We start from the raw sequence: 18207 nt of genomic DNA, 5'->3' as shown, positions 1-18207 counted from the left end.
ACAGAGAGCCGTTCCCGGCGGACCTTATGACGATGTGGCGGATCAACCGGGAAGGTTGGTAACTACAACAACGATACGCCGGACATTCTGGACCCGGCGCCGCCAGCGGACCTGTTCGAGTGATGGCCAAGCGCACGTGGTTTTACCCGGAAGTCCGCCTGCTCTTGGGACGGGAGCGGATCAACGTGAACTCGCTGGAACAGGCCGCACAGATTTTGATGTCTGACGACTGGCCGCTGCATGATCGGACCTGCGAGCGCGCAGCCGAAACACTCATCAAGGCGCTCCTGGGGGACGTCGATATTGACGAGGCCCGGCAGGCGTTCGAAGCCGCGGCCAAGGAAGCGCGCATTCTGGTCCGCTAGAAATGTTAGTTGCCCTCTAGACACAGCAGAGGAATCTCTGCGGGAGCCGCTTGATTTTACCATTTGGTCAGCGGCAAATAGTGTCGCTGATCACTTTAGGGCGGGAGAAACCCGAGAGCGTTTGGCCTTGCGCCGGGGGGCGCGTACTGTATGGACTGGCGCTGCCTCGGGCTTGCGGGGGTGGAGGTAGCGCCGGTCTATTTTTCGGCGTGCGAGTGTGGCCACAGTGAAAGACAAGCCGTTCGACCGGGCGGTATGCGTGCACGGTGTGCGCGCCGGCCAAGTGCAAAACATAGGCAGCGCGAGAGAGGCCGCCGAATGGCTACTCTACGAATGGCCCGAAGCTACGAGGGACGGTCTGAAGGCCCGCGCGGCCAGGCAGGCCTGTCTCAATGCGCTTAAGGGCATCGGCGAGTCGGACGATGCCCGCCAAGCGTTCCGCGAGGCTGCTGCAGAGGCTGGAATCCTGATCGGCGATGTGGACCGCGTTCCTAAGCCGGGCAAGATTGTGAAGCGCAGGCGGTAGAAAAAGCCCGCCGCAGAGGGGGTAATCACGCGGCGGGCTGTTCGGCGCCTTGGAGGGGTACCGGCGGCGCCTACTAGCCTTCCAAACTGCGTGTGGCGGGATTTGTTCCGCGGCCTCAATTCCGCCGCTGCCCGCGTACACTTAAGGGCTGGACGTGGCGGCGAACCGTTTCGGCAACATCCGATGCGGCGGGTTCAGGCAACGTGCCGCTGCGTCCACCAAGCCCGCCCATACTATCAACCGAATTCGTTATGTTTGTCGATATGGTATAATTCGGATAGATATAGCAAAATCAACAACTTAGTAGATGTAAGCGCCGCCAGTGCAGCGGCACCGGCACGACGACATCGGCATCCGCAAGGAGTTCTGCGCCCGCCCTCAGCATCCAGCGCGCCATCCATGGCGCGAGATCGGTCCGGTCGTGGTATTTCAGGCCCTGCACCATCCGCCGCGCCACGCCGGAATAGGCGACCGCGGAGCGCGCCCGCTCGAAAGGAGGCGGATTGGCGATAGCCTCGGCCGACAGGAAGCCTTCGCCCATATCCTGCGAGAACGGCGTTCCCATCACCGCGCACCACGGTTTTTCCAGGAATTTGAGGTTGGGCCAGCAGGCGGCGCAGAGCGCGCCCGGCTGCGAGACATGGCGGCGGCAGCCGGCGCAGACCGGCGGAAACAATATTTGCGCCGGCCATCGCATGGCGGACAGGGCAAGCGACTTGATCTCTGGCATCGGATCGGCCACGAGGTTGCTGCGTTGACCGACCATAGCAGAAGCGCTGGGAAGCGCAGCGCCCTTGGTTCGAGCCTCAAAAGGAATTCTGTCCCGTTGCAGAAGCTGTTCGATACGGAACTTTCCATCGCGCGCAAGCGCCGGGCGCTGGCGCAGGTCGTTCCGGGCGCTGATTTCCTGATGGAGCGCGCGGCGGAAGATCTTGGCGAACGCCTTTCGGCTGTCGAGCGGCGCTTCAAGAAAGCCGCGACGCTCTATTGCGTGACGCCGGCGGCGCGCGACGCGGTGCTGGCCAGCGGCAAGGCCGACGAGGTGATCCGGATCGAGGCGGACGCGGCGTTCCTTGCCGGCGAACCGGGCATGGTGGCCGCGCCCGAACACCTGCCGCTGGAGGCGGGCAGCATCGACCTTGCGGTTTCGCTGCTGGCGCTGCAGGAGGCGAACGACATTCCCGGCATGCTTGTGCAGATCCGCCGCGCGCTGAAGCCCGACGGGCTGTTCCTGGGCTGCATGGCCGGCGCGGCGACGCTTTCCGAATTGCGCGACTCGCTGCTGGCGGCCGAGGTCGAACTCCATGGCGGCGCAAGCCCGCGCGTCATCCCGTTCACCGATGTCCGTGATGCCGGCGCGCTGCTGCAGCGGGCCGGCTTCGCGCTGCCGGTCGCCGATGTCGAGACGGTGACGGTGCGTTACGACAATCTGTTCGGGCTGATGGCGGATTTGCGCGGCATGGGCGCCACCAACGCGCTTGAGGCGCGCTCCCGGCGGCCTGCAACGCGGACGCTGTTTGCCCGTGCGGCGCAAATCTATGCCGAGCGCCATTCCGATGCGGACGGGCGGATCAGGGCGACGTTTTCGCTGGTGTGGATGTCGGGCTGGGCGCCCGACCCATCGCAGCAGAAGCCGCTGAAGCCAGGCTCGGCGCAGGTTTCGCTGACAAGGGTGCTCGGCGACGGGAAAGAACAGTAACCGGCAGCCTTGTGCGGGCCAATCCTACTGGTTGAAAGCTTCCACAAGCTTGTTGCTATTGTTGCCCCAGAGCACTTCCAGCATGTCGGCGAAGCTGCCGACGCTACCGAAAATAGCCAATGATATAACCGTCGCGATCAGCCCGTATTCGATCGCCGTTGCGGCCGAGTCGTCCTTGAGAAATCGCCGGATCAGTAGCCGCATAGGTCGTAACCCCTTTGCCTTTACCCTAGGGTAAACCTGTTAAGAAAGGTTAACGCGGCAGGCTTAACAGCCGGTGAAGCCGCGCTTCAGCAATCGCCGCTGCGCGCGCCATCGCTGCGGATGATGCAGATTGCGTCCGGCGACGGTTGCAGCACGCTCCTGCGGATGGTGTAGCTGGTCGCGCCGCCTATGCTCCCGGTGCTCATCAGGTCGACGCCGGCATTGCGCGCATGACCCGATCCGCTCCGGCTTTCGAGCAGCGGTGCGGCGATCAGCGCCAGCGCCACCGCCGCGGCGCCGAACAGCAGCGTGATGCGCAGCGCGCCCCATTCAGTTATGGAGTCCATGCTTATTCTCCCTTGCCCTCAAGCCGACGCTGTTCCGTCAATTTTTCACGGTTGGATAAACGTTCCATTAACGCTGATTTCCATGCCGGAGGACGAGGCCTGTCAGGCGGGATCTTGGTTCTATTTCGGCTCACACGACCCATAGCCGCCGCTCGCCGATATCACCCAGCGTGTCTAGTGATGGCTGCGCGACTATTTGAACCAGGTTCAGACGCAAGGTCTACGCTTCGACCTTTACACGCGTCAAAATACAAAGCTATCTGGTCCGTTGAAGGACGCTATCGATAGCAGCTTTATCATCATCTGGAGATACCTAATCATGGCGGCAAAGCGACGTTTCCCCGGGCGCGCGCCGTTGACCGACAAGGAACTATGGCATCTGACGGCAGAGCAATTCTCGCGACTGGCGTTGACCGATGATGAAAAGGCGCGGCTGCGGGAAATCAACAAGGAAAACGAACAAGAGAGGATGGAGCGTGCGGCTCGTTTGAGAATAGAAGAAGAGCCGATCTTGGCCGATTTGCGAGGGGTAGGTCGGGATGTTAATTCAGTTTGGGACTTGGCGAATAGTTCGTCGCCGTATCCCCAAGCAATTCCCATTCTGCTCAAGCATCTATTACGTTGCTATTCGGATCGGACGAGGGAAGGAATCGCCCGCGCCCTTGCTGTTCCCGAAATGGAGGTCCATGAGGCCTGGCCGGTTTTGGTTGAGGAGTACCGCAAGGCTCCAATGGGCAAGGGTATCTTAGGACCCGGGGATACCAAGGAATACCGGTCGGGGGCCAAGGATGGCTTGGCCTGCGCCTTGTCCGTCGCGGCCACGGATGCGACGTTGCCCGAACTGATTGCACTCGCCAAGGACTGCGCACACGGCGAAAGCCGCGTGCTGCTGCTGTCGGCGCTGAAGAAGCGCAGGAACACGAGTCAGTTGGCGAAGCAGGCAATCGAGAATCTAGCGAGCGATCCTGAACTTACAAAGGAAATCGCTTCTTGGCGGAAGCGATAATGTGTCCCTAAGCTCTTAGCTTATGAATGAATTGATGGTTCGATGGCCTAGTCCGGCCTCGGAAAAGGGAATGATCGAGCGACCGCTGTCTACCAGAGCTTAAATTCAAACCGATACACTGCCCAGCGCCTTGGTCTTGCCGCTGAGCGCTGCACCGAGCGGCAGAATACCCGGCAGCAAGCCGACCAAAGGGCCCATCGCCTGCGCGCCAGCCGGGTTGAGCGCGACGGCCGCAAAGGCCGCGGCGGCATGGATGCGGGTCGAGAACTGCCGCAGCCAGGCCGCCGAATAGAGTTTCGCGGCGGCTTCGCGGGCGGAATGGTCATGAACATCGACGCCGGTCAGCGCGGCGGCGAGCAGCCAGCCGGACTGCAGCGCCATGGAAATGCCCTCGGCGATGATCGGATGCGATTCGCCGGCGCAGTTGCCGGCGCGGAAAATGCCGTCGGCAAAGCATGGGCGGATGCCCGGCCGGATCGGTCCGGCGGCGAGCCACTGTCCATCCAGCAAGGCGTGACCGATCGCCTCGCGAACGCCTTTGCAGGACGCCATGATATGCCGGTGCACCGCCTCGGCCGCCGAGCCGCCCTGCGCCCGGCGCATTTCGGCCAGCCGGTCGCGGCGTATGCAGCAAGACAGCGACAGCCTGCCATTGTGGGCGATCACCATGCCGCCATAGCCGCCGGGAAACACCAGCAGCGGCATCAGATCGGCGGGCAGGGCGGAACGCCGGAAATGCGCCTTGAAGCCGAGAAGGTCGGAGGGATGGTTGCGCTTCGGCAAATGGCTCGGCAGGCCGCCCGGCTCCCACGAGCCATGCGCCGCGATCACGACCGGAGTTTGAAGTTCCAATTCGCGATCACGCGACGCGATCCGCACGATGCTGGCGTTTTCGCCCGCGAAAATGATGTCTGTCGCGCGGAACGGCTGGAACACAGTCGCGCCGGCTTCTCGCGCCGCTGCGAGCAGAAGGTTATCCAGAATGTCGCGTCCCAGCGCCCGCCCGTAGCCGCGGTCTCCGGCGGGCGGCATGGCTGCCGTCACACACCGGTCGCCGGCGAAAAGTCCGACGCGCCGGACTTCCGGTCCGGCCTTTTTCCGCCATTTCTCGCCAACGCCGAGCCTGTCGAGAAGGGCGATATTGGTCGCCGAGATGAACTCGCCGCAGACCTTGCGGCGCGGGAATTCCGCCTTCTCGACGATGGCGACCATGCGGCCCTGCCGGGCAAGCGCCAATGCGGCGCAAGAGCCCGCCGGACCCGCCCCGATGACGACCACGTCGTAGCTCATTCATCCTCCGCGCGGCTCGCTGCGAAGACATGGGTGAACAGGCCCGCGCCGCGCTCGTGGAGGCGGTCGCTCTTGGTCGGCCAGAGCGCCGAAAGTTCCGAGCCGCGAAAACCGGCGCGCACGCTCGCCGGCGCATCGTGACGGGCGACCTCGCCCGCGCCGACTGCCCAGAGCAGCCGCGAGGCCGAGTGTGCAAAGCCGGTCCGGCGCGGCTCGGCCGCGACGAAGACTGGCGCGATCGGTCTCAGCTTTGAAAGCAGCCGGGCGAGATCGGCATCGGCGAAATGATGCAGGAACAGATTGGCGGTGACGGCGTCGAAGCGGACGTCTCCGGCCGCGCGAAACCAGTCGAAAATGTCGGCGGTAACGGCCTTGGCTCGCCAGCCCAGTTCGACGAAAGCGGCGCGACGCTCAGGGGTCACGAGGTCGGCGCGGTCGAGCAGCGTCAGCTCCACGCCCGGCCAGCGCGGAGCCAGCCGGCGCGCGACCCCGAGCATGAACGATCCGTCGCCGGCCCCAATCTCCAGGATGCGGCGCGGCGGTGACGCAACATGGTCGCCGAGCAGCCGCGCCATGATCGCCTGCTGGAACATCAGCCTGTTGACGAGGACGAGGTCGCGCCGGGCGGCGATCGCGCGCGGATCCTTCTCGGCGAGCCCGTCGAGAATTTCGGGCTGGACGAGGCGGTCGGCAAGGCCCGGCATGTTACGCCGTCCTGAAAATCATGGTCTCGGCCGTCAGCCCCGGGCCGAACGCCATGGCGCAGCCGAGTTGGCCGGGCGCGGCGCGCTTCAGCATCCGCTCCAGAACGAACATGATCGTCGCCGACGACATATTGCCGTTCGCCCGCAACACTTCGCGCGAATCGTCCAGCGCCTGCGGGCCTAGCCCGAGCGCCCGTTCGGCGGCGTCGAGAACCGATCTCCCGCCGGGATGGATGGCCCACAGGTCGATCTCGGCTGTCGCGCGGCCGTGCAGTATCGCGCTGATCTCCTTGCCAAGGATTTCCTGGAGTGCGGCCGGAACCTGGCCGGAAAGATGCATGTCGAAGCCGTCGTCACGGATGTGCCAGCTCATCAGGTCGCGGCGGTCTGGCGCTATCGCGGCATGAAAGCCGTCAAGCTGCAGGCCGTGCGGCTCGGCGGTGACGAGGGCTGCCGCGCAGCCGTCGCCCCACAGGCAGAAAGACAGGAGCTTTTCGAGATCGTGGGTTTCCTTGAGGTGCAGCGTGCAGATCTCGACATTGACGACCAGAACCCGCGCCGCCGGCTTGGAACGCACGATATGCCGCGCCAGCTTCAACGCGTTGATCGCGGCGTAGCAGCCCACGAAGCCGATCATCGTACGCTCGACCGAGGGCGGCAGGCCGCACCGGGCCACCAGTTCGAGATCTATGCCCGGCGCGGAAAAGCCGGTGCAGGTTGCGACGATCAAATGGCTGACGCCTGAGCGCTCGGCCTCGGGTAGCAGCCGTTGGACGGTCTTTTGCGCGAGTTCGGGCGCTGCCCGGTCGAACATCTCCATGCGCTGCCCAGTGCCGGGGAATGCGTCGCGCCGGAAAATCCCGTCGCGGTCAAGTGCTCCGCCCGACGGGTCGCCGGTCGGCGCGAAGCAGGAATAGCGCTGCTCGATGCCGGCCCTGTCGGCCATGCGGCTGAATATCTGCTGGCTGCGCGGATCGGCTGCCAGCAGCGAAGCCGCGAAATCCAGGAAAAAGCGGTGCACTTCATTGTCCGGCACGGCCGTCGCGATGCGGTTCACATAGGCGTCGGCTGGCATTGAGATCGGTTCCCGGCGGCTTCACGTTATGAGTAACGTTGCCGGCGGGGCATTTAGTTCCGGCGAACTAAAGAAGGTCGATCAGGAACGGGATCAGAGGGATGTCGGCCGGCGGCATGGGATAATCGCGCATCTGGCGCGGGCGCACCCATTTCAGCGCCTGCCCCTCATGCGGGTGGGGCGTGCCCCAGAAGCGACGGCAGACGAAAAGCGGCATCAAAAGATGAAAGCTCTCGTAAGAATGGCTGGCGAAGGTCAGCGGCGCGAGGCACGCAACCTTGGTCTCGATGCCGAGCTCTTCGCGCAGCTCGCGAATGACGGTCTCCTCCGGCGTTTCGCCGGGCTCTACCTTGCCGCCGGGAAATTCCCACAGGCCGGCAAGCGGCTTTCCCTCCGGGCGCTGCGCCATGAGCACACGCCCGTCGGCGTCGACCAGCGCGCAGGCGGCCACCAACACCACGGGCTTGCTCCCATCCGTCATCACGCCTCCGGCGGCCGGCGGTAATGATAGCGGTAGATCTCGGAGAACCCGATCGAGCGATAGAGGCCGAGCGCGGCCTCATTGTCGGCCTCCACCTGCAGCCACGCCTCGCGGGCGCCGCGCAGGCGCGCCCATTTCAGCGCGGATAGCACGATGCGCCGGCCGTGACCCTTGCCGCGATGGGCGGCGTCCGTCGCGATCTCGAACAGGCCGGCAAGGTCGCCGTCATGCACGCAGATCGCGGTTGCCAGCGGCTCCTCGTCATGCTCGACCACGAACAGCCCGGCCTCGGGCTGGATCGAGCCGAGGATTTCGGAAAGGCCGGGCCGCAGCGACGCATCGGAGCCGTGAACCTTCAGCGCCGCGCCGATGAAGCGGCCCATATCCTTCAGCGGAATCTGGTCCATCGCCTCGGCGATCGCCGCGTCGTCGAGCGGCGCGCGCATGACCAGCGATTCCGAGAACACCGACCAGCCCTCGGCATCGAGATGGCGCGACAGCGCGACGCCCGAGAGCGGCGACATGCGGAAGGTGAGCGGCCTGCCATAGGCGTCGAAGCGGCGCGCCGCGCGGGCGATGCGCTCCTCGATGTTGACGACGTCGCCCGGATCGAGCGGATTGACCGAGTTCAGCCGCTTGGCCGGATGGCCAGCCGTCAGCCGCACCAGCCATGTGCCGTCATAATGCACGGCCGCCGCCGGCCAGGCGCGAAAGCCCGCCGCTTCGTAGCGGCGCACCTTGGCGAGTTCGGGGTGGGGAGAGGTGTCGGGCATGAGTCAATCTATGAAAGGAAAGTCGCGTCCGGTGTCCGGCGGAATAGGATTTGCATGCAGCCTCTCAGCTCCGGTAGTCGCCATTGATGGCGACATATTCCTTGGTGAGGTCGCAGGTCCACACCGTCGCCTTGCCGCGCCCGATGCCGAGGTCGGCGCGGATCGCGATCTCGTCGCGCTTCATATAGGCAGAGGTCGCGGCCTCCGAATAGTCCGGGTCGCGCTCGCCCTCGACCGCCAGGCGGTTGTCGCCGAACCAGATCGACAGGCGGTCGCGGTCGGCCGGCTCGCCGGCCTTGCCGACCGCCATGACGACGCGGCCCCAATTGGCGTCCTCCCCGGCCACGGCCGTCTTGACCAGCGGGGAATTCGCGATCGACAGCGCGATCTTCTTCGCCGAGCGCGAGGATTTCGCACCGGTGACGGTCACTTCGACCTGCTTGCGCGCGCCCTCGCCGTCGCGCACCACCTGCAAAGCGAGATTCTTGAGCAGCCGGTTCAGCGCCCGCCGGAACTGGGCGAGGCGCGCATCGTTCGGGTCGGTGATCCGCGGCGCGCCACGCTTGGCCGCCGCCCCGGTGGCAAACAACATCAGCGTGTCGCTGGTCGAAGTGTCGCTGTCGACGGTGACGGCGTTGAAGGTCGCGCCGACGCCTTTCGACAGGAGGCTCTGCAGCGCCGCGGCCGAGAGCGGCGCGTCGGTCGCCACGAAGGACAGCATCGTCGCCATGTCCGGCGCGATCATTCCGGCGCCCTTGGCGATGCCGTTGATCGTCACCTCCGCGTCGCCGAGCTTTACCGTGGCGGTGGCGACCTTGGGATAGGTGTCGGTGGTCATGATCGCCCTGGCGGCCTCGGTCCACAGGTCGGGCTTGGCGTCTCTCGCCATGCCGGCGAGGAGATGGCTGAAGCGGCCTGCGTCGAGCGGTTCGCCGATGACGCCGGTTGAAGCCAAAAACACTTCGCCGGGCTTGCAGCCAGCGGCTTCAGCCGCAGCTTTGCCGGTCATCGCGGTTGTCTCGCGGCCTTTCTTGCCGGTGAAGGCGTTGGCGTTGCCGGAGTTGACCACCAGCATGCGCGCCTTGCCGCCCGAAAGGTTCTCGCGGCAGAAATCGACAGGGGCCGACGGGCATTTGGAGCGGGTGAACACGCCGGCGACCTGCGTGCCCTCGTCGAACACAATGGCGAGCAGATCGGTGCGGTTCTTGTATTTTATTCCGGCTTCGGCGGTGGCGATGCGCACGCCCTCGATCGCCGGCATTTTCGGATATTTCTTGGGCGCAAGCGGTGAAATGGCGGTCGACATGGGCGTCTCGGTCGGCAAGGGAAGGAAAACGAAGCTCGTTTGCCCGATAGCGCTTGCCGGCGCAAGGCGTTTTGCGCCGGCGCCACGCTCGGCGATCAGCGGGCACGCGACGCCTGAAAATCAGTCGGCCTTCATACCGGACGCCACCGCGTCGACGAAACGGGCGACAATCGATCCGTCCTTGTCGAGCGCCGGATTGAGGATGGTGATGTCCATGCCTAAAACCCGCCCGGTCGCAAAGGCTCGCCGCAGGACATGGATGAGTTCATCCCAGGCGAGCCCGCCTTCCACGATGTGATCCACGGCAGGCATGATCTCGGCGTCGAGTACGTCCGCATCCAGGTGCAGCCAGAACCCGTCGAACCCGGCGAGACGGTCGAGCGCCTGGTCCGTTGCCGCGGCAATGCCGGCGTCGCGAATGCGCGTGAGATTGATCAGCTCGATGCCGCTGTCCTCGATCCGCTGGCTGCCGTGCTCGTCCGAATCCTGTTCGTCGCGGCGGCCGAAAGCAACGACATCCTCTTCCCGGATCAGGGGCGAGCGGCCCTCCGGCCTGGCGAGAACCGTGTCGTGGCGGCCGACGGCGATTGCCAGTTCCATCGAAGCGACCTCGCCCTTCGGCTCCGCCGAGGGCTGGAAGAAATCCGCATGTCCGTCGAGGAAGAGCAGGCCGGAACGTCCGCGCCGCCGCGCGGCTAGCAGGCATCCGAGCAGGATCGAGCAGTCGCCGCCCAGCACGACCGGCATCTCGTCTCCCGCCAGCAGCGGCTCGATCGCATCCGCCAGCGTGACGGTATAGGCGGCGATCCCGGCGAGGTTCAGAACGCCTGTCGCGGCGTCGACCTTCTCGTCGTGCGGCGGCGGGGGAACTTTACCGCCGCGCTGTGCGCCGATCTTTTCGGCAAACCCGGCGGCGAGCAGCGCCTTGGGCAGCATTTCCACGCCGGTCGACGACAGGCCGAGCCTCGACGGGGCTTCCAGGATGGTCCTTGCCTTCATGCCGGGTGAACGGCTTCGTCCCTCCAGGGTTGCATTGTTCCTGCCACCTACTGTCCTGTCGGCGCCAGGTTCAGCGGCTGGCCGGATTGATGAAGCCGCGAAACAGCTTCTGCACGCCTGGGATCAGGCCCCAGATGATGGTCACGACCATCAGGGGAACGATGACCAGCGTGCGCTGCCATGTGGCCCAGCCATCGGTCAGCGGAACGACGATATAGAGCAGCCCGGTGATGAGCGGATAGACGCCGAGCATCACCAGCAGGGCGAAGCGCGGACGCGAGAAACGGGTGGGTGCGGGGGATGTGCTCATGGCGAATTCTCCATCGAAACGGTACGTTCCGTTAGATAGAACGAACCGTTTCGTTTCGTCAAGCCTCTGTGCTACATTGCGTTGAAAATTTTCAGGAAGACTGATGGAAAAGCCACCCGAAAAAGCGCGCCGCTCGATCGGCGCCAAGCGCAATCCGGACAGCGCCGACGCCATTCGTGACGCGGCGGAGGCGGTCTTGCTCGAGGCAGGCTATGCCGGCTTTTCCATCGAGGCGGTCGCTCGCCGCGCCCGTGCCGGCAAGCCGACCATCTACCGCTGGTGGCCCAGCAAGGCCGCGCTTCTACTCGACGTTTACCAGCGCCAGAAGCGCGACATCGACTATGCCGATACGGGTTCGTTAGAGGAAGATATGTTCCGCTTCCTGAAAAGCCTGCTCAGGCAGTGGCGGGATACACCGGCCGGCAGCATCTTCCGCTCCTTCGTCGCCGAGGCGCAATCGGACGCGACCGCCTCCGCCGCGCTAGCGGATTATGCAAGGGAGCGGCGTGCCCATACAGGGCAGATGGTCGAGCGCGCCAAGGCGAGGGGCGAGGTCGCCGCCGGGGTCGACCCCACCCTCGTCGCCGACATGCTGTCGGGCTATGCGTGGATCCATCTCCTGACGAACCGTCTCGACGAAGACGACGAGACGATCCGCAAGGCAGTGCGGATCATCGCCAAGGGCCTGCTCGCAGGCGCCTGAGATGCTTCCCGCCTATGACCGCGAAGAATCCAAGCGGCCTGTTTCGCGCACAGGTTAGTTGGTCGCGAGTGCTTCCAGGACGTGGATCTGATCGGCTGTCCTGCCGATCTCGACCTTGACCGGCGGCATTCCCGCCGCGCGCGGCGTCGACAGCGTCATGGTCTGACCGGATACCAGGACCGTCTCGAAGCGAACGGGCGCGCCGGCGTCGTTCTGTGCGAGTGTCGCCACCACATGGTAGCCGTCCGGTTCGACGGTATAGTAGGCGACGCCGGTGATAGTGCCGAGATTGATGCTGCGCGAGTGCATCGGCTTCAGGTCGCCGGCCGCAGCAGCGCCGCCGAGTGCAAGGACGGCCGACGCCGCGACGGCAATATTTTTGAATGTCATGTTCCGCTCCTGTTTCAGGCCGATGCCCGGCCGTCTTCTTCAGTGGTGCGGAGAACTATGGCCGGGATGTTTCAGTGAAATGTCGCGGCCCGAGCAGTTTGTTTCAGGAGCAGAAGTGAAATTCCGCTAAGCGCCGTCGCCGGTGCAAGCCCCGTTGCGGCCCGTACCGGTGACGACGACCTATGCCAGCAAGGCTGCCAGCGCTGAAGCCGGCGGCCGCCGCGCTACTGCCCGCCGTCGACCTGCTCGACCGCCTTCTTGAGCTCGGCGTCGGCGATGTCGACCTTGGCGGCGCCGCGCAGCGACTTGACCAGCGCGAAATAATTCTCGCGCAGCAGGATCGAGCGGATCTGGTCCTTGACCTGGTCGAAGGCCGGCGGCTGCTGGGCGCGCTTGTCCTCGACCTTGATGACGTGGAAGCCGAACTGGCTCTGCACCGGCTGTTTCGAATAGGCGCCGACGTCGAGCGCGAAGGCCGCCTTCTCGAATTCCGGCACCATCTGGCCGGGGCCGAAATAGCCGAGATCGCCGCCCGTGGCCTTGCCGCTCGGGTCGGTGGTGTTTTCGTTGGCGAGTTTCTCGAAATCGCCGCCGGCGTCGAGCTGCTTGATGATCGCGTCGGCCTCTTCCTTGGTCTTGACCAGTATGTGCCGGGCCTTGACCTCGTTGACCGGTGGCGTGTTCGACATCTCGGTGTCGTAGCGCTTACGGATCTCCTCGTCGGTAATCTTGGAGGAGACCTCATGGTCGATGACGGCGCTGTGCAGCGCGCGCTGCTCGAGGAAAGCCATGCGGCGTTCGAATTCGGGATCCTTGTCCAGCCCCTTGGCCTCGGCTTCCGAGGCAAGCAGCCGGATTTCGATCAGCGCCGACAAAGCCGCGGCGCGGCGCTGCTCGGGCGGAAGGCGTGAGAACTGCTGGTCGAGGTCGGCCTCGGCCAAGGTCAGGTCGGCCTCCGTGATCGACTGGCCGTTGACGGTGGCGACGACCGTCGCCGGGTCGGGAGCCGTCTGTGCCGGGGCCGCCGGCGTGGCGGGAGCCGGGGTTTCCTGCGCGCCTGCGCTGATCGCTGCGAGGACGCTGATGCCGACGGCCATGCCGATGCCGGCGAGCGCGGCGCGTGGGTGTTTGATGCTCATGACTATACTCCGATCCGGTAGCTGAACGCGCTTCAATCAGCCTGAATATGGCGGAATTCGGCGCGCCGGGCAGCATCGCTGCAACGTTGACATCGCTTCTGCCCCCTCTTATCTGTCCTTCGTCTTTGCGTCCAGAACCGTTTTCCGGGCGCTTTTTCACGTTCGAATCTGCCTCGGCACATTCTGGCGGGTTCAGCCGGCGCCCGGCCGGCACATACGGATTGAAAGAGCACTTGATGGTCAGTCTCGGCGGCATCGCCCGTAAGATTTTCGGCTCCTCCAACGACCGTCGCATCAAAGCGACGCGGCCCAGGGTGGAGGCGATCAGCGCGCTGGAAAGCGAAATACAGGCGCTCTCCGACGAGGCGCTCAGGGCCCGCACCGACCAGTTCCGGCAGCAGCTTGCCGACGGATCCAGCGTCGACGATCTTCTCGTTCCCGCCTTCGCCACGGTGCGCGAGGCCGCCAAGCGCGTGCTCGGCCTGCGCCCCTTCGACGTGCAGCTCATCGGCGGCATGGTGCTCCACGGCGGCAATATCGCCGAGATGCGCACCGGCGAGGGCAAGACGCTGGTTGCGACCCTGCCGGTCTATCTCAACGCGCTCGAAGGCAAGGGCGTCCATGTCGTCACGGTCAACGACTACCTGGCAACGCGCGACTCCGAATGGATGGGCCGCATCTACAAATTCCTCGGCCTGACCACCGGCGTCATCGTGCACGGCATGACCGATGACCAGCGCCGCGCGGCCTACGCCGCCGACGTCACCTACGCCACCAACAACGAACTCGGCTTCGACTATCTGCGCGACAATATGAAATATGAGCGCGCGCAGATGGTGCAGCGCGGTCACAATTACGCGATCGTCGACGAGGTCGATTCCATCCTGGTCGACGAGGCGCGCACGCCGCTGATCATTTCCGGTCCGCTCGAGGACCGCTCGGAAATGTACAACACGGTCGACGCCTTCATCCTCAAGCTGGAGCCGGCCGACTACGAGATCGACGAGAAGCAGCGCACCGCGATCTTCACCGAGGACGGCACCGAGAAGCTCGAAAACATGCTGCGCGAGGCGGGCCACCTGAAGGGTGAATCGCTCTACGACGTCGAGAACGTCGCCATTGTCCATCACGTCAACAATGCGCTGAAGGCGCACCGGCTATTCCAGCGCGACAAGGACTACATCGTCCGCAACGGCGAGATCGTCATCATCGATGAGTTCACCGGCCGCATGATGCCGGGGCGGCGCTATTCCGAGGGCCTGCACCAGGCGCTCGAGGCCAAGGAGCACGTCCAGATCCAGCCGGAAAACCAGACGCTGGCCTCGGTGACGTTCCAGAACTATTTCCGCATGTACAAGAAGCTGGCCGGCATGACCGGCACGGCCGCCACCGAAGCCGAGGAATTCGGCAACATCTACGGCCTTGAAGTGACCGAGGTGCCCACAAACCTGCCGGTCGTCCGCATGGACGAGGACGACGAGGTCTACCGGACGGTCGAGGAGAAATACAAGGCGATCGTCAGGGAGATCAGGGAAGCGCGGGAAAAGCACCAGCCGATCCTGGTCGGCACCACTTCGATCGAGAAGTCCGAGCTTCTGGCCGAGCGTCTTCGCAAGGAAGGCCTCAAGGAATTCGAGGTGCTGAACGCCCGGCACCACGAGCGCGAGGCGGCAATCGTCGCCCAGGCCGGCAAGCCCGGCGCCATCACCATCGCCACCAACATGGCCGGTCGCGGCACCGACATCCAGCTCGGCGGCAATGCCGATATGCGCATTGCCGAGGAGCTTGGCGATATGCCGGCAGGACCCGAGCGCGAGGCCATGGAAAAGGCCATCCGCGAGGATGTGCAGCGGCTGAAGGAAAAGGCGCTGGCCGCCGGCGGGCTCTACGTGCTCGCTACCGAACGCCATGAAAGCCGGCGCATCGACAACCAGCTCCGCGGCCGTTCCGGCCGCCAGGGCGATCCCGGACGCTCGAAATTCTTCCTGTCCTTGCAGGACGACCTGATGCGCATCTTCGGCTCCGAGCGCATGGACGGCATGCTGCAGAAGCTCGGCCTCAAGGAAGACGAGGCGATCATCCATCCCTGGATCAACAAGGCGCTGGAAAAGGCGCAGAAGAAGGTCGAGGCGCGCAACTTCGACATCCGCAAGAACCTGCTGAAGTTCGACGACGTGCAGAACGACCAGCGCAAGGTGGTGTTCGAGCAGCGCCTCGAACTGATGGACGGCGAAAACCTTTCCGAGACCATCGCCGAGATGCGCGAGGGCGTGATTGAGGAACTGGTCACCAAGCATATTCCCGAAAACGCCTATTCCGAACAATGGGACGCCGTTGGTCTCAAGGAAGGTGTGCGGCAGTTCCTGAATCTCGACCTGCCGATCGAGGACTGGGTCAAGGAAGAGGGCATCGCAGAGGAAGATATCCGCGACCGCATCACCGAGCGCGCCAATGCGGCGGCCGCCGAACGCGCCGAGCGCTTCGGCCCCGAGGTGATGGCCTATGTCGAACGCTCGGTCATCCTGCAGACGCTCGATCATCTCTGGCGCGAGCATCTGGTCAATCTCGACCATCTGCGTTCGGTCGTCGGCTTCCGCGGCTACGCCCAGCGCGACCCGCTGCAGGAATACAAGGGCGAGGGCTTCGAGCTGTTCCAGGCCATGCTCGGCAATCTGCGCCAGGCGGTGACCGCGCAGCTGATGCGGGTGGAACTGGTGCGCGAGGCCGCCGAGGCGCCGCCGCCGGAAGCGCCCTCAAGCTTCGGCCATCATCTGGACGCCACCACCGGCGAGGACGATTTCGGCGACGTCGCTGTCGCCGTGATGCAGGATTCGCGCGTCGTCGCGCCCGAGGACCGCGATCCGAAGCGGCCCGAAACCTGGGGCAAGGTCGGCCGTAACGAGGCCTGCCCCTGCGGCTCCGGCAAGAAGTACAAGCACTGCCACGGCGCGTTCGCTTGATGCCGGCGCGCCGCGCGCTTCAGATGCCGGAGCCGTCGATCTGGATCTCCTCGCCCTCGTAGGGATCCGGTATGGAAAGCGGCTCCCGGGCGGGATTGGGCGTCGGCAGCGGCATCCAGCAAATCAGCTCCGGTTCGGCGTAGCCGATGATCGCTCCGGGCGTGGAGTCGGCGGCGCGCCAACCTTCCATGCCGAACTGGTCGGAACGCGCCCAGTAGACCACGTCGACTTCGGCCGGACCCTGTTCGACGGGCCTGACCGTCGCCAGGAACCGGCTGCCGTCCTTCGGCGCGGTCGACATGTGCCGCCACTTATCCGTTGCGTCCATCGGTTCCTCCCTGCGCGCATTGTTGTGCGTGAAGGAGACCTGGTCAATGCGGGACGGCCGCCTTTGGCGGGCTATGTTGTCGCCCGGAGCGGCTCTGAGGAATTGGCCAGCGCTAACGACCCGTTGCGGTGGAGATAGCGCGCTTCTTGCGGAAGCATGGGTATTTGGATAAGGAGGCCCGCGACTTCCGCGCCGGGCTTCGGTGCGGTTTCCTCCATTCAATCCCCCGGCTTCAGGCTTGGGCATCCACGAAAAGGCATCAACTCTTCATGGCGCGCATCGTGATGAAATTCGGCGGAACCTCCGTCGGCGACATCAGCCGCATCCGCAATGTGGCGCGCCATGTCAAACGCGAGGTCGACGCCGGCCATGAGGTCGCGGTGGTGGTGTCGGCCATGGCCGGCAAGACCAACGAGCTGGTCGCCTGGACGCGTGAGGCCTCGCCCATGCACGACGCCCGCGAATATGACGCGGTGGTCGCTTCGGGCGAGCAGGTCACGGCCGGGCTCTTGGCCATCACGCTGCAGAACATGGGCGTGCATGCGCGCTCCTGGCAGGGCTGGCAGATCCCGATCAAGACCGACAACGCCCATGGCGCCGCGCGCATCCTCGACATTGACGGCTCTTTCCTGATCACGCGCTTCGGCGAGGGCCAGGTCGCCGTGGTCGCCGGCTTCCAGGGCATCGGGCCCGACAACCGCATCGCGACCCTCGGCCGCGGCGGCTCCGACACCAGCGCTGTAGCGATCGCGGCGGCGGTCAAGGCCGACCGCTGCGACATCTACACCGATGTAGATGGGGTCTACACCACCGATCCGCGCGTCGAGCCGAAAGCGCGGCGGCTGGCGAAGATCTCCTTCGAGGAAATGCTCGAAATGGCCTCGCTCGGCGCCAAGGTGCTGCAGGTGCGCTCGGTCGAGCTTGCAATGGTGCACAGGGTGCGCACATTCGTGCGATCGTCCTTCGACGATCCGGACGCGCCCGGCATGGGGGATTTCGAAAATCCGCCCGGAACGCTAATTTGCGACGAGGATGAAATCGTGGAACAGCAGGTCGTCACCGGAATTGCCTACGCCAAGGACGAGGCCCAGATATCGCTGCGCCGCGTCGCCGACCGCCCCGGCGTCGCCGCCGGCATCTTCGGCCCGCTGGCCGAGGCCAATATCAATGTCGACATGATCGTCCAGAACATTTCCGAGGACGGTTCGCGCACCGACATGACCTTCACCGTGCCGTCGGGCGATGTCGATAAGGCGCTGGCCGTGCTCGACCGCATAAAAGGGACCGTCGGTTTCGACGTGGTCCAGCACGACGAGGGCATGTCGAAAGTGTCGGTGATCGGCATCGGCATGCGCAGCCATGCGGGCGTCGCCGCCACCGCCTTCAAGGCGCTGGCCGACAAGTCGATCAACATCCGCGCCATCACAACGTCGGAAATCAAGATATCGATCCTGATCGACGGCCCTTATACGGAACTTGCGGTTCGTACTTTGCATTCCGTCTACGGTCTGGATAAGCAATAGTCGGACGAGTTTTGCGGTCTCGGATTCGCCGGCGCGTCGTGGAGGCTGCGCCGGAGCTGAGGATTTTGGAGACGATGCC

The 18207-nt window shown here is 64.7% G+C and carries 20 protein-coding genes and 1 pseudogene; 7 read left to right on the top strand and 14 right to left on the bottom strand.

Annotated features, from left to right (window positions below):
• The first annotated feature begins 122 nt into the window (after window positions 1-122).
• Complete coding sequence (locus G6N73_RS10440) at window positions 123-365, top strand: DUF982 domain-containing protein (protein ID WP_165027256.1); 243 nt, start codon at window positions 123-125, stop codon at window positions 363-365.
• 217 nt (window positions 366-582) lie between these two features.
• Window positions 583-891: a DUF982 domain-containing protein gene (locus G6N73_RS10435; protein WP_165027254.1), complete on the top strand. Its 309-nt coding sequence runs from the start codon at window positions 583-585 to the stop codon at window positions 889-891.
• Between the two features lie 313 nt (window positions 892-1204).
• On the opposite strand, the pseudogene G6N73_RS10430 reads toward G6N73_RS10435, so the two are convergent.
• Window positions 1205-1633 (bottom strand): annotated as a pseudogene (locus tag G6N73_RS10430) (ComF family protein); the annotation flags it as partial.
• 84 nt (window positions 1634-1717) lie between these two features.
• On the opposite strand from G6N73_RS10430, the gene G6N73_RS10425 reads away from it, so the two are divergent.
• Window positions 1718-2590, top strand: coding sequence for a methyltransferase domain-containing protein (locus G6N73_RS10425; protein WP_165027252.1), 873 nt, complete (start codon window positions 1718-1720; stop codon window positions 2588-2590).
• A 24-nt stretch (window positions 2591-2614) separates the two neighbouring features.
• Here the strand turns inward: G6N73_RS10425 and G6N73_RS10420 are convergent, their stop codons facing one another.
• Entirely contained in the window at window positions 2615-2794 is a 180-nt protein-coding gene (locus tag G6N73_RS10420; protein ID WP_165027250.1) for a Flp family type IVb pilin, read from the bottom strand.
• An 86-nt stretch (window positions 2795-2880) separates the two neighbouring features.
• Window positions 2881-3141: a hypothetical protein gene (locus G6N73_RS10415; RefSeq protein ID WP_165027248.1), complete on the bottom strand. Its 261-nt coding sequence runs from the start codon at window positions 3139-3141 to the stop codon at window positions 2881-2883.
• Between the two features lie 319 nt (window positions 3142-3460).
• On the opposite strand from G6N73_RS10415, the gene G6N73_RS10410 reads away from it, so the two are divergent.
• Window positions 3461-4147 carry a hypothetical protein gene (locus tag G6N73_RS10410; protein ID WP_165027237.1) on the top strand — a complete coding sequence of 229 codons (687 nt, stop codon included), beginning with the start codon at window positions 3461-3463 and terminating at the stop codon, window positions 4145-4147.
• A 105-nt stretch (window positions 4148-4252) separates the two neighbouring features.
• On the opposite strand, the gene G6N73_RS10405 is transcribed toward G6N73_RS10410, so the two are convergent.
• The 8 genes from G6N73_RS10405 to G6N73_RS10370 form a co-directional block, all read right to left on the bottom strand.
• Complete coding sequence (locus G6N73_RS10405) at window positions 4253-5437, bottom strand: NAD(P)/FAD-dependent oxidoreductase (RefSeq protein ID WP_165027232.1); 1185 nt, start codon at window positions 5435-5437, stop codon at window positions 4253-4255.
• Entirely contained in the window at window positions 5434-6141 is a 708-nt protein-coding gene (locus G6N73_RS10400; RefSeq protein ID WP_165027229.1) for a class I SAM-dependent methyltransferase, read from the bottom strand. The genes G6N73_RS10405 and G6N73_RS10400 overlap by 4 nt, the downstream gene beginning before the upstream one ends.
• A gap of 1 nt (window position 6142) precedes the next feature.
• Window positions 6143-7216: a type III polyketide synthase gene (locus G6N73_RS10395; RefSeq protein ID WP_165027225.1), complete on the bottom strand. Its 1074-nt coding sequence runs from the start codon at window positions 7214-7216 to the stop codon at window positions 6143-6145.
• 67 nt (window positions 7217-7283) lie between these two features.
• A complete protein-coding gene (locus tag G6N73_RS10390) occupies window positions 7284-7697 on the bottom strand; it encodes a (deoxy)nucleoside triphosphate pyrophosphohydrolase (RefSeq protein ID WP_165027221.1) in 414 nt (137 codons plus the stop codon).
• Window positions 7697-8470, bottom strand: coding sequence for a GNAT family N-acetyltransferase (locus G6N73_RS10385; RefSeq protein ID WP_165027218.1), 774 nt, complete (start codon window positions 8468-8470; stop codon window positions 7697-7699). Before G6N73_RS10385 ends, G6N73_RS10390 begins: the two co-directional genes overlap by 1 nt.
• A gap of 64 nt (window positions 8471-8534) precedes the next feature.
• Entirely contained in the window at window positions 8535-9776 is a 1242-nt protein-coding gene (gene argJ / locus G6N73_RS10380) for a bifunctional glutamate N-acetyltransferase/amino-acid acetyltransferase ArgJ (protein WP_165027215.1), read from the bottom strand.
• Between the two features lie 120 nt (window positions 9777-9896).
• Window positions 9897-10775, bottom strand: coding sequence for an arginase family protein (locus G6N73_RS10375; RefSeq protein ID WP_165027212.1), 879 nt, complete (start codon window positions 10773-10775; stop codon window positions 9897-9899).
• A 70-nt stretch (window positions 10776-10845) separates the two neighbouring features.
• On the bottom strand, window positions 10846-11085 hold the full coding sequence (locus G6N73_RS10370; RefSeq protein WP_165027207.1) for a putative antibiotic biosynthesis monooxygenase: 240 nt from the start codon (window positions 11083-11085) through the stop codon (window positions 10846-10848).
• A gap of 103 nt (window positions 11086-11188) precedes the next feature.
• Here G6N73_RS10370 and G6N73_RS10365 point away from each other — a divergent pair, with 103 nt between their 5' ends.
• Window positions 11189-11788, top strand: coding sequence for a TetR/AcrR family transcriptional regulator (locus G6N73_RS10365; protein ID WP_165027204.1), 600 nt, complete (start codon window positions 11189-11191; stop codon window positions 11786-11788).
• A gap of 54 nt (window positions 11789-11842) precedes the next feature.
• Here G6N73_RS10365 and G6N73_RS10360 read toward each other — a convergent pair whose 3' ends face one another.
• Together G6N73_RS10360 and G6N73_RS10355 are read right to left on the bottom strand one after the other, a co-directional pair.
• A complete protein-coding gene (locus G6N73_RS10360; RefSeq protein ID WP_165027200.1) occupies window positions 11843-12178 on the bottom strand; it encodes a hypothetical protein in 336 nt (111 codons plus the stop codon).
• A gap of 224 nt (window positions 12179-12402) precedes the next feature.
• Window positions 12403-13317: a peptidylprolyl isomerase gene (locus G6N73_RS10355; protein ID WP_165027196.1), complete on the bottom strand. Its 915-nt coding sequence runs from the start codon at window positions 13315-13317 to the stop codon at window positions 12403-12405.
• 236 nt (window positions 13318-13553) lie between these two features.
• Between G6N73_RS10355 and secA the strand changes: the two genes are divergently transcribed.
• Window positions 13554-16277 carry a preprotein translocase subunit SecA gene (gene secA / locus G6N73_RS10350; RefSeq protein ID WP_165027191.1) on the top strand — a complete coding sequence of 908 codons (2724 nt, stop codon included), beginning with the start codon at window positions 13554-13556 and terminating at the stop codon, window positions 16275-16277.
• 19 nt (window positions 16278-16296) lie between these two features.
• Here the strand turns inward: secA and G6N73_RS10345 are convergent, their stop codons facing one another.
• Complete coding sequence (locus tag G6N73_RS10345) at window positions 16297-16605, bottom strand: hypothetical protein (protein WP_165027169.1); 309 nt, start codon at window positions 16603-16605, stop codon at window positions 16297-16299.
• Between the two features lie 269 nt (window positions 16606-16874).
• Here G6N73_RS10345 and G6N73_RS10340 point away from each other — a divergent pair, with 269 nt between their 5' ends.
• The gene (locus tag G6N73_RS10340; protein ID WP_165027165.1) at window positions 16875-18128 is read left to right on the top strand and encodes an aspartate kinase; all 1254 of its coding nucleotides are present in this window, start codon (window positions 16875-16877) and stop codon (window positions 18126-18128) included.
• The last annotated feature ends 79 nt before the right edge of the window (window positions 18129-18207 follow it).

It is taken from the genome of Allomesorhizobium camelthorni (assembly GCF_011045125.1).
In the GTDB taxonomy this organism is placed as follows: Bacteria; Pseudomonadota; Alphaproteobacteria; order Rhizobiales; family Rhizobiaceae; genus Allomesorhizobium; species Allomesorhizobium camelthorni.
This window is presented reverse-complemented; position numbering and strand designations above follow the sequence as displayed.

Excerpts from the sequence above, each read along its gene's own strand:
- G6N73_RS10400 (WP_165027229.1), bottom strand. The coding sequence starts at position 6,141 with ATGCCGGGCCTTGCCGACCGCCTCGTCCAGCCCGAAATTCTCGACGGG.
- G6N73_RS10385 (WP_165027218.1), bottom strand. The coding sequence starts at position 8,470 with ATGCCCGACACCTCTCCCCACCCCGAACTCGCCAAGGTGCGCCGCTAC.
- G6N73_RS10360 (WP_165027200.1), bottom strand. The coding sequence starts at position 12,178 with ATGACATTCAAAAATATTGCCGTCGCGGCGTCGGCCGTCCTTGCACTC.
- G6N73_RS10355 (WP_165027196.1), bottom strand. The coding sequence starts at position 13,317 with ATGAGCATCAAACACCCACGCGCCGCGCTCGCCGGCATCGGCATGGCC.
- G6N73_RS10410 (WP_165027237.1), top strand. The coding sequence starts at position 3,461 with ATGGCGGCAAAGCGACGTTTCCCCGGGCGCGCGCCGTTGACCGACAAG.
- G6N73_RS10370 (WP_165027207.1), bottom strand. The coding sequence starts at position 11,085 with ATGAGCACATCCCCCGCACCCACCCGTTTCTCGCGTCCGCGCTTCGCC.
- G6N73_RS10440 (WP_165027256.1), top strand. The coding sequence starts at position 123 with ATGGCCAAGCGCACGTGGTTTTACCCGGAAGTCCGCCTGCTCTTGGGA.
- argJ (WP_165027215.1), bottom strand. The coding sequence starts at position 9,776 with ATGTCGACCGCCATTTCACCGCTTGCGCCCAAGAAATATCCGAAAATG.
- G6N73_RS10415 (WP_165027248.1), bottom strand. The coding sequence starts at position 3,141 with ATGGACTCCATAACTGAATGGGGCGCGCTGCGCATCACGCTGCTGTTC.
- G6N73_RS10375 (WP_165027212.1), bottom strand. The coding sequence starts at position 10,775 with ATGAAGGCAAGGACCATCCTGGAAGCCCCGTCGAGGCTCGGCCTGTCG.
- G6N73_RS10345 (WP_165027169.1), bottom strand. The coding sequence starts at position 16,605 with ATGGACGCAACGGATAAGTGGCGGCACATGTCGACCGCGCCGAAGGAC.
- G6N73_RS10340 (WP_165027165.1), top strand. The coding sequence starts at position 16,875 with ATGGCGCGCATCGTGATGAAATTCGGCGGAACCTCCGTCGGCGACATC.
- G6N73_RS10365 (WP_165027204.1), top strand. The coding sequence starts at position 11,189 with ATGGAAAAGCCACCCGAAAAAGCGCGCCGCTCGATCGGCGCCAAGCGC.
- secA (WP_165027191.1), top strand. The coding sequence starts at position 13,554 with ATGGTCAGTCTCGGCGGCATCGCCCGTAAGATTTTCGGCTCCTCCAAC.
- G6N73_RS10395 (WP_165027225.1), bottom strand. The coding sequence starts at position 7,216 with ATGCCAGCCGACGCCTATGTGAACCGCATCGCGACGGCCGTGCCGGAC.
- G6N73_RS10420 (WP_165027250.1), bottom strand. The coding sequence starts at position 2,794 with ATGCGGCTACTGATCCGGCGATTTCTCAAGGACGACTCGGCCGCAACG.
- G6N73_RS10390 (WP_165027221.1), bottom strand. The coding sequence starts at position 7,697 with ATGACGGATGGGAGCAAGCCCGTGGTGTTGGTGGCCGCCTGCGCGCTG.
- G6N73_RS10405 (WP_165027232.1), bottom strand. The coding sequence starts at position 5,437 with ATGAGCTACGACGTGGTCGTCATCGGGGCGGGTCCGGCGGGCTCTTGC.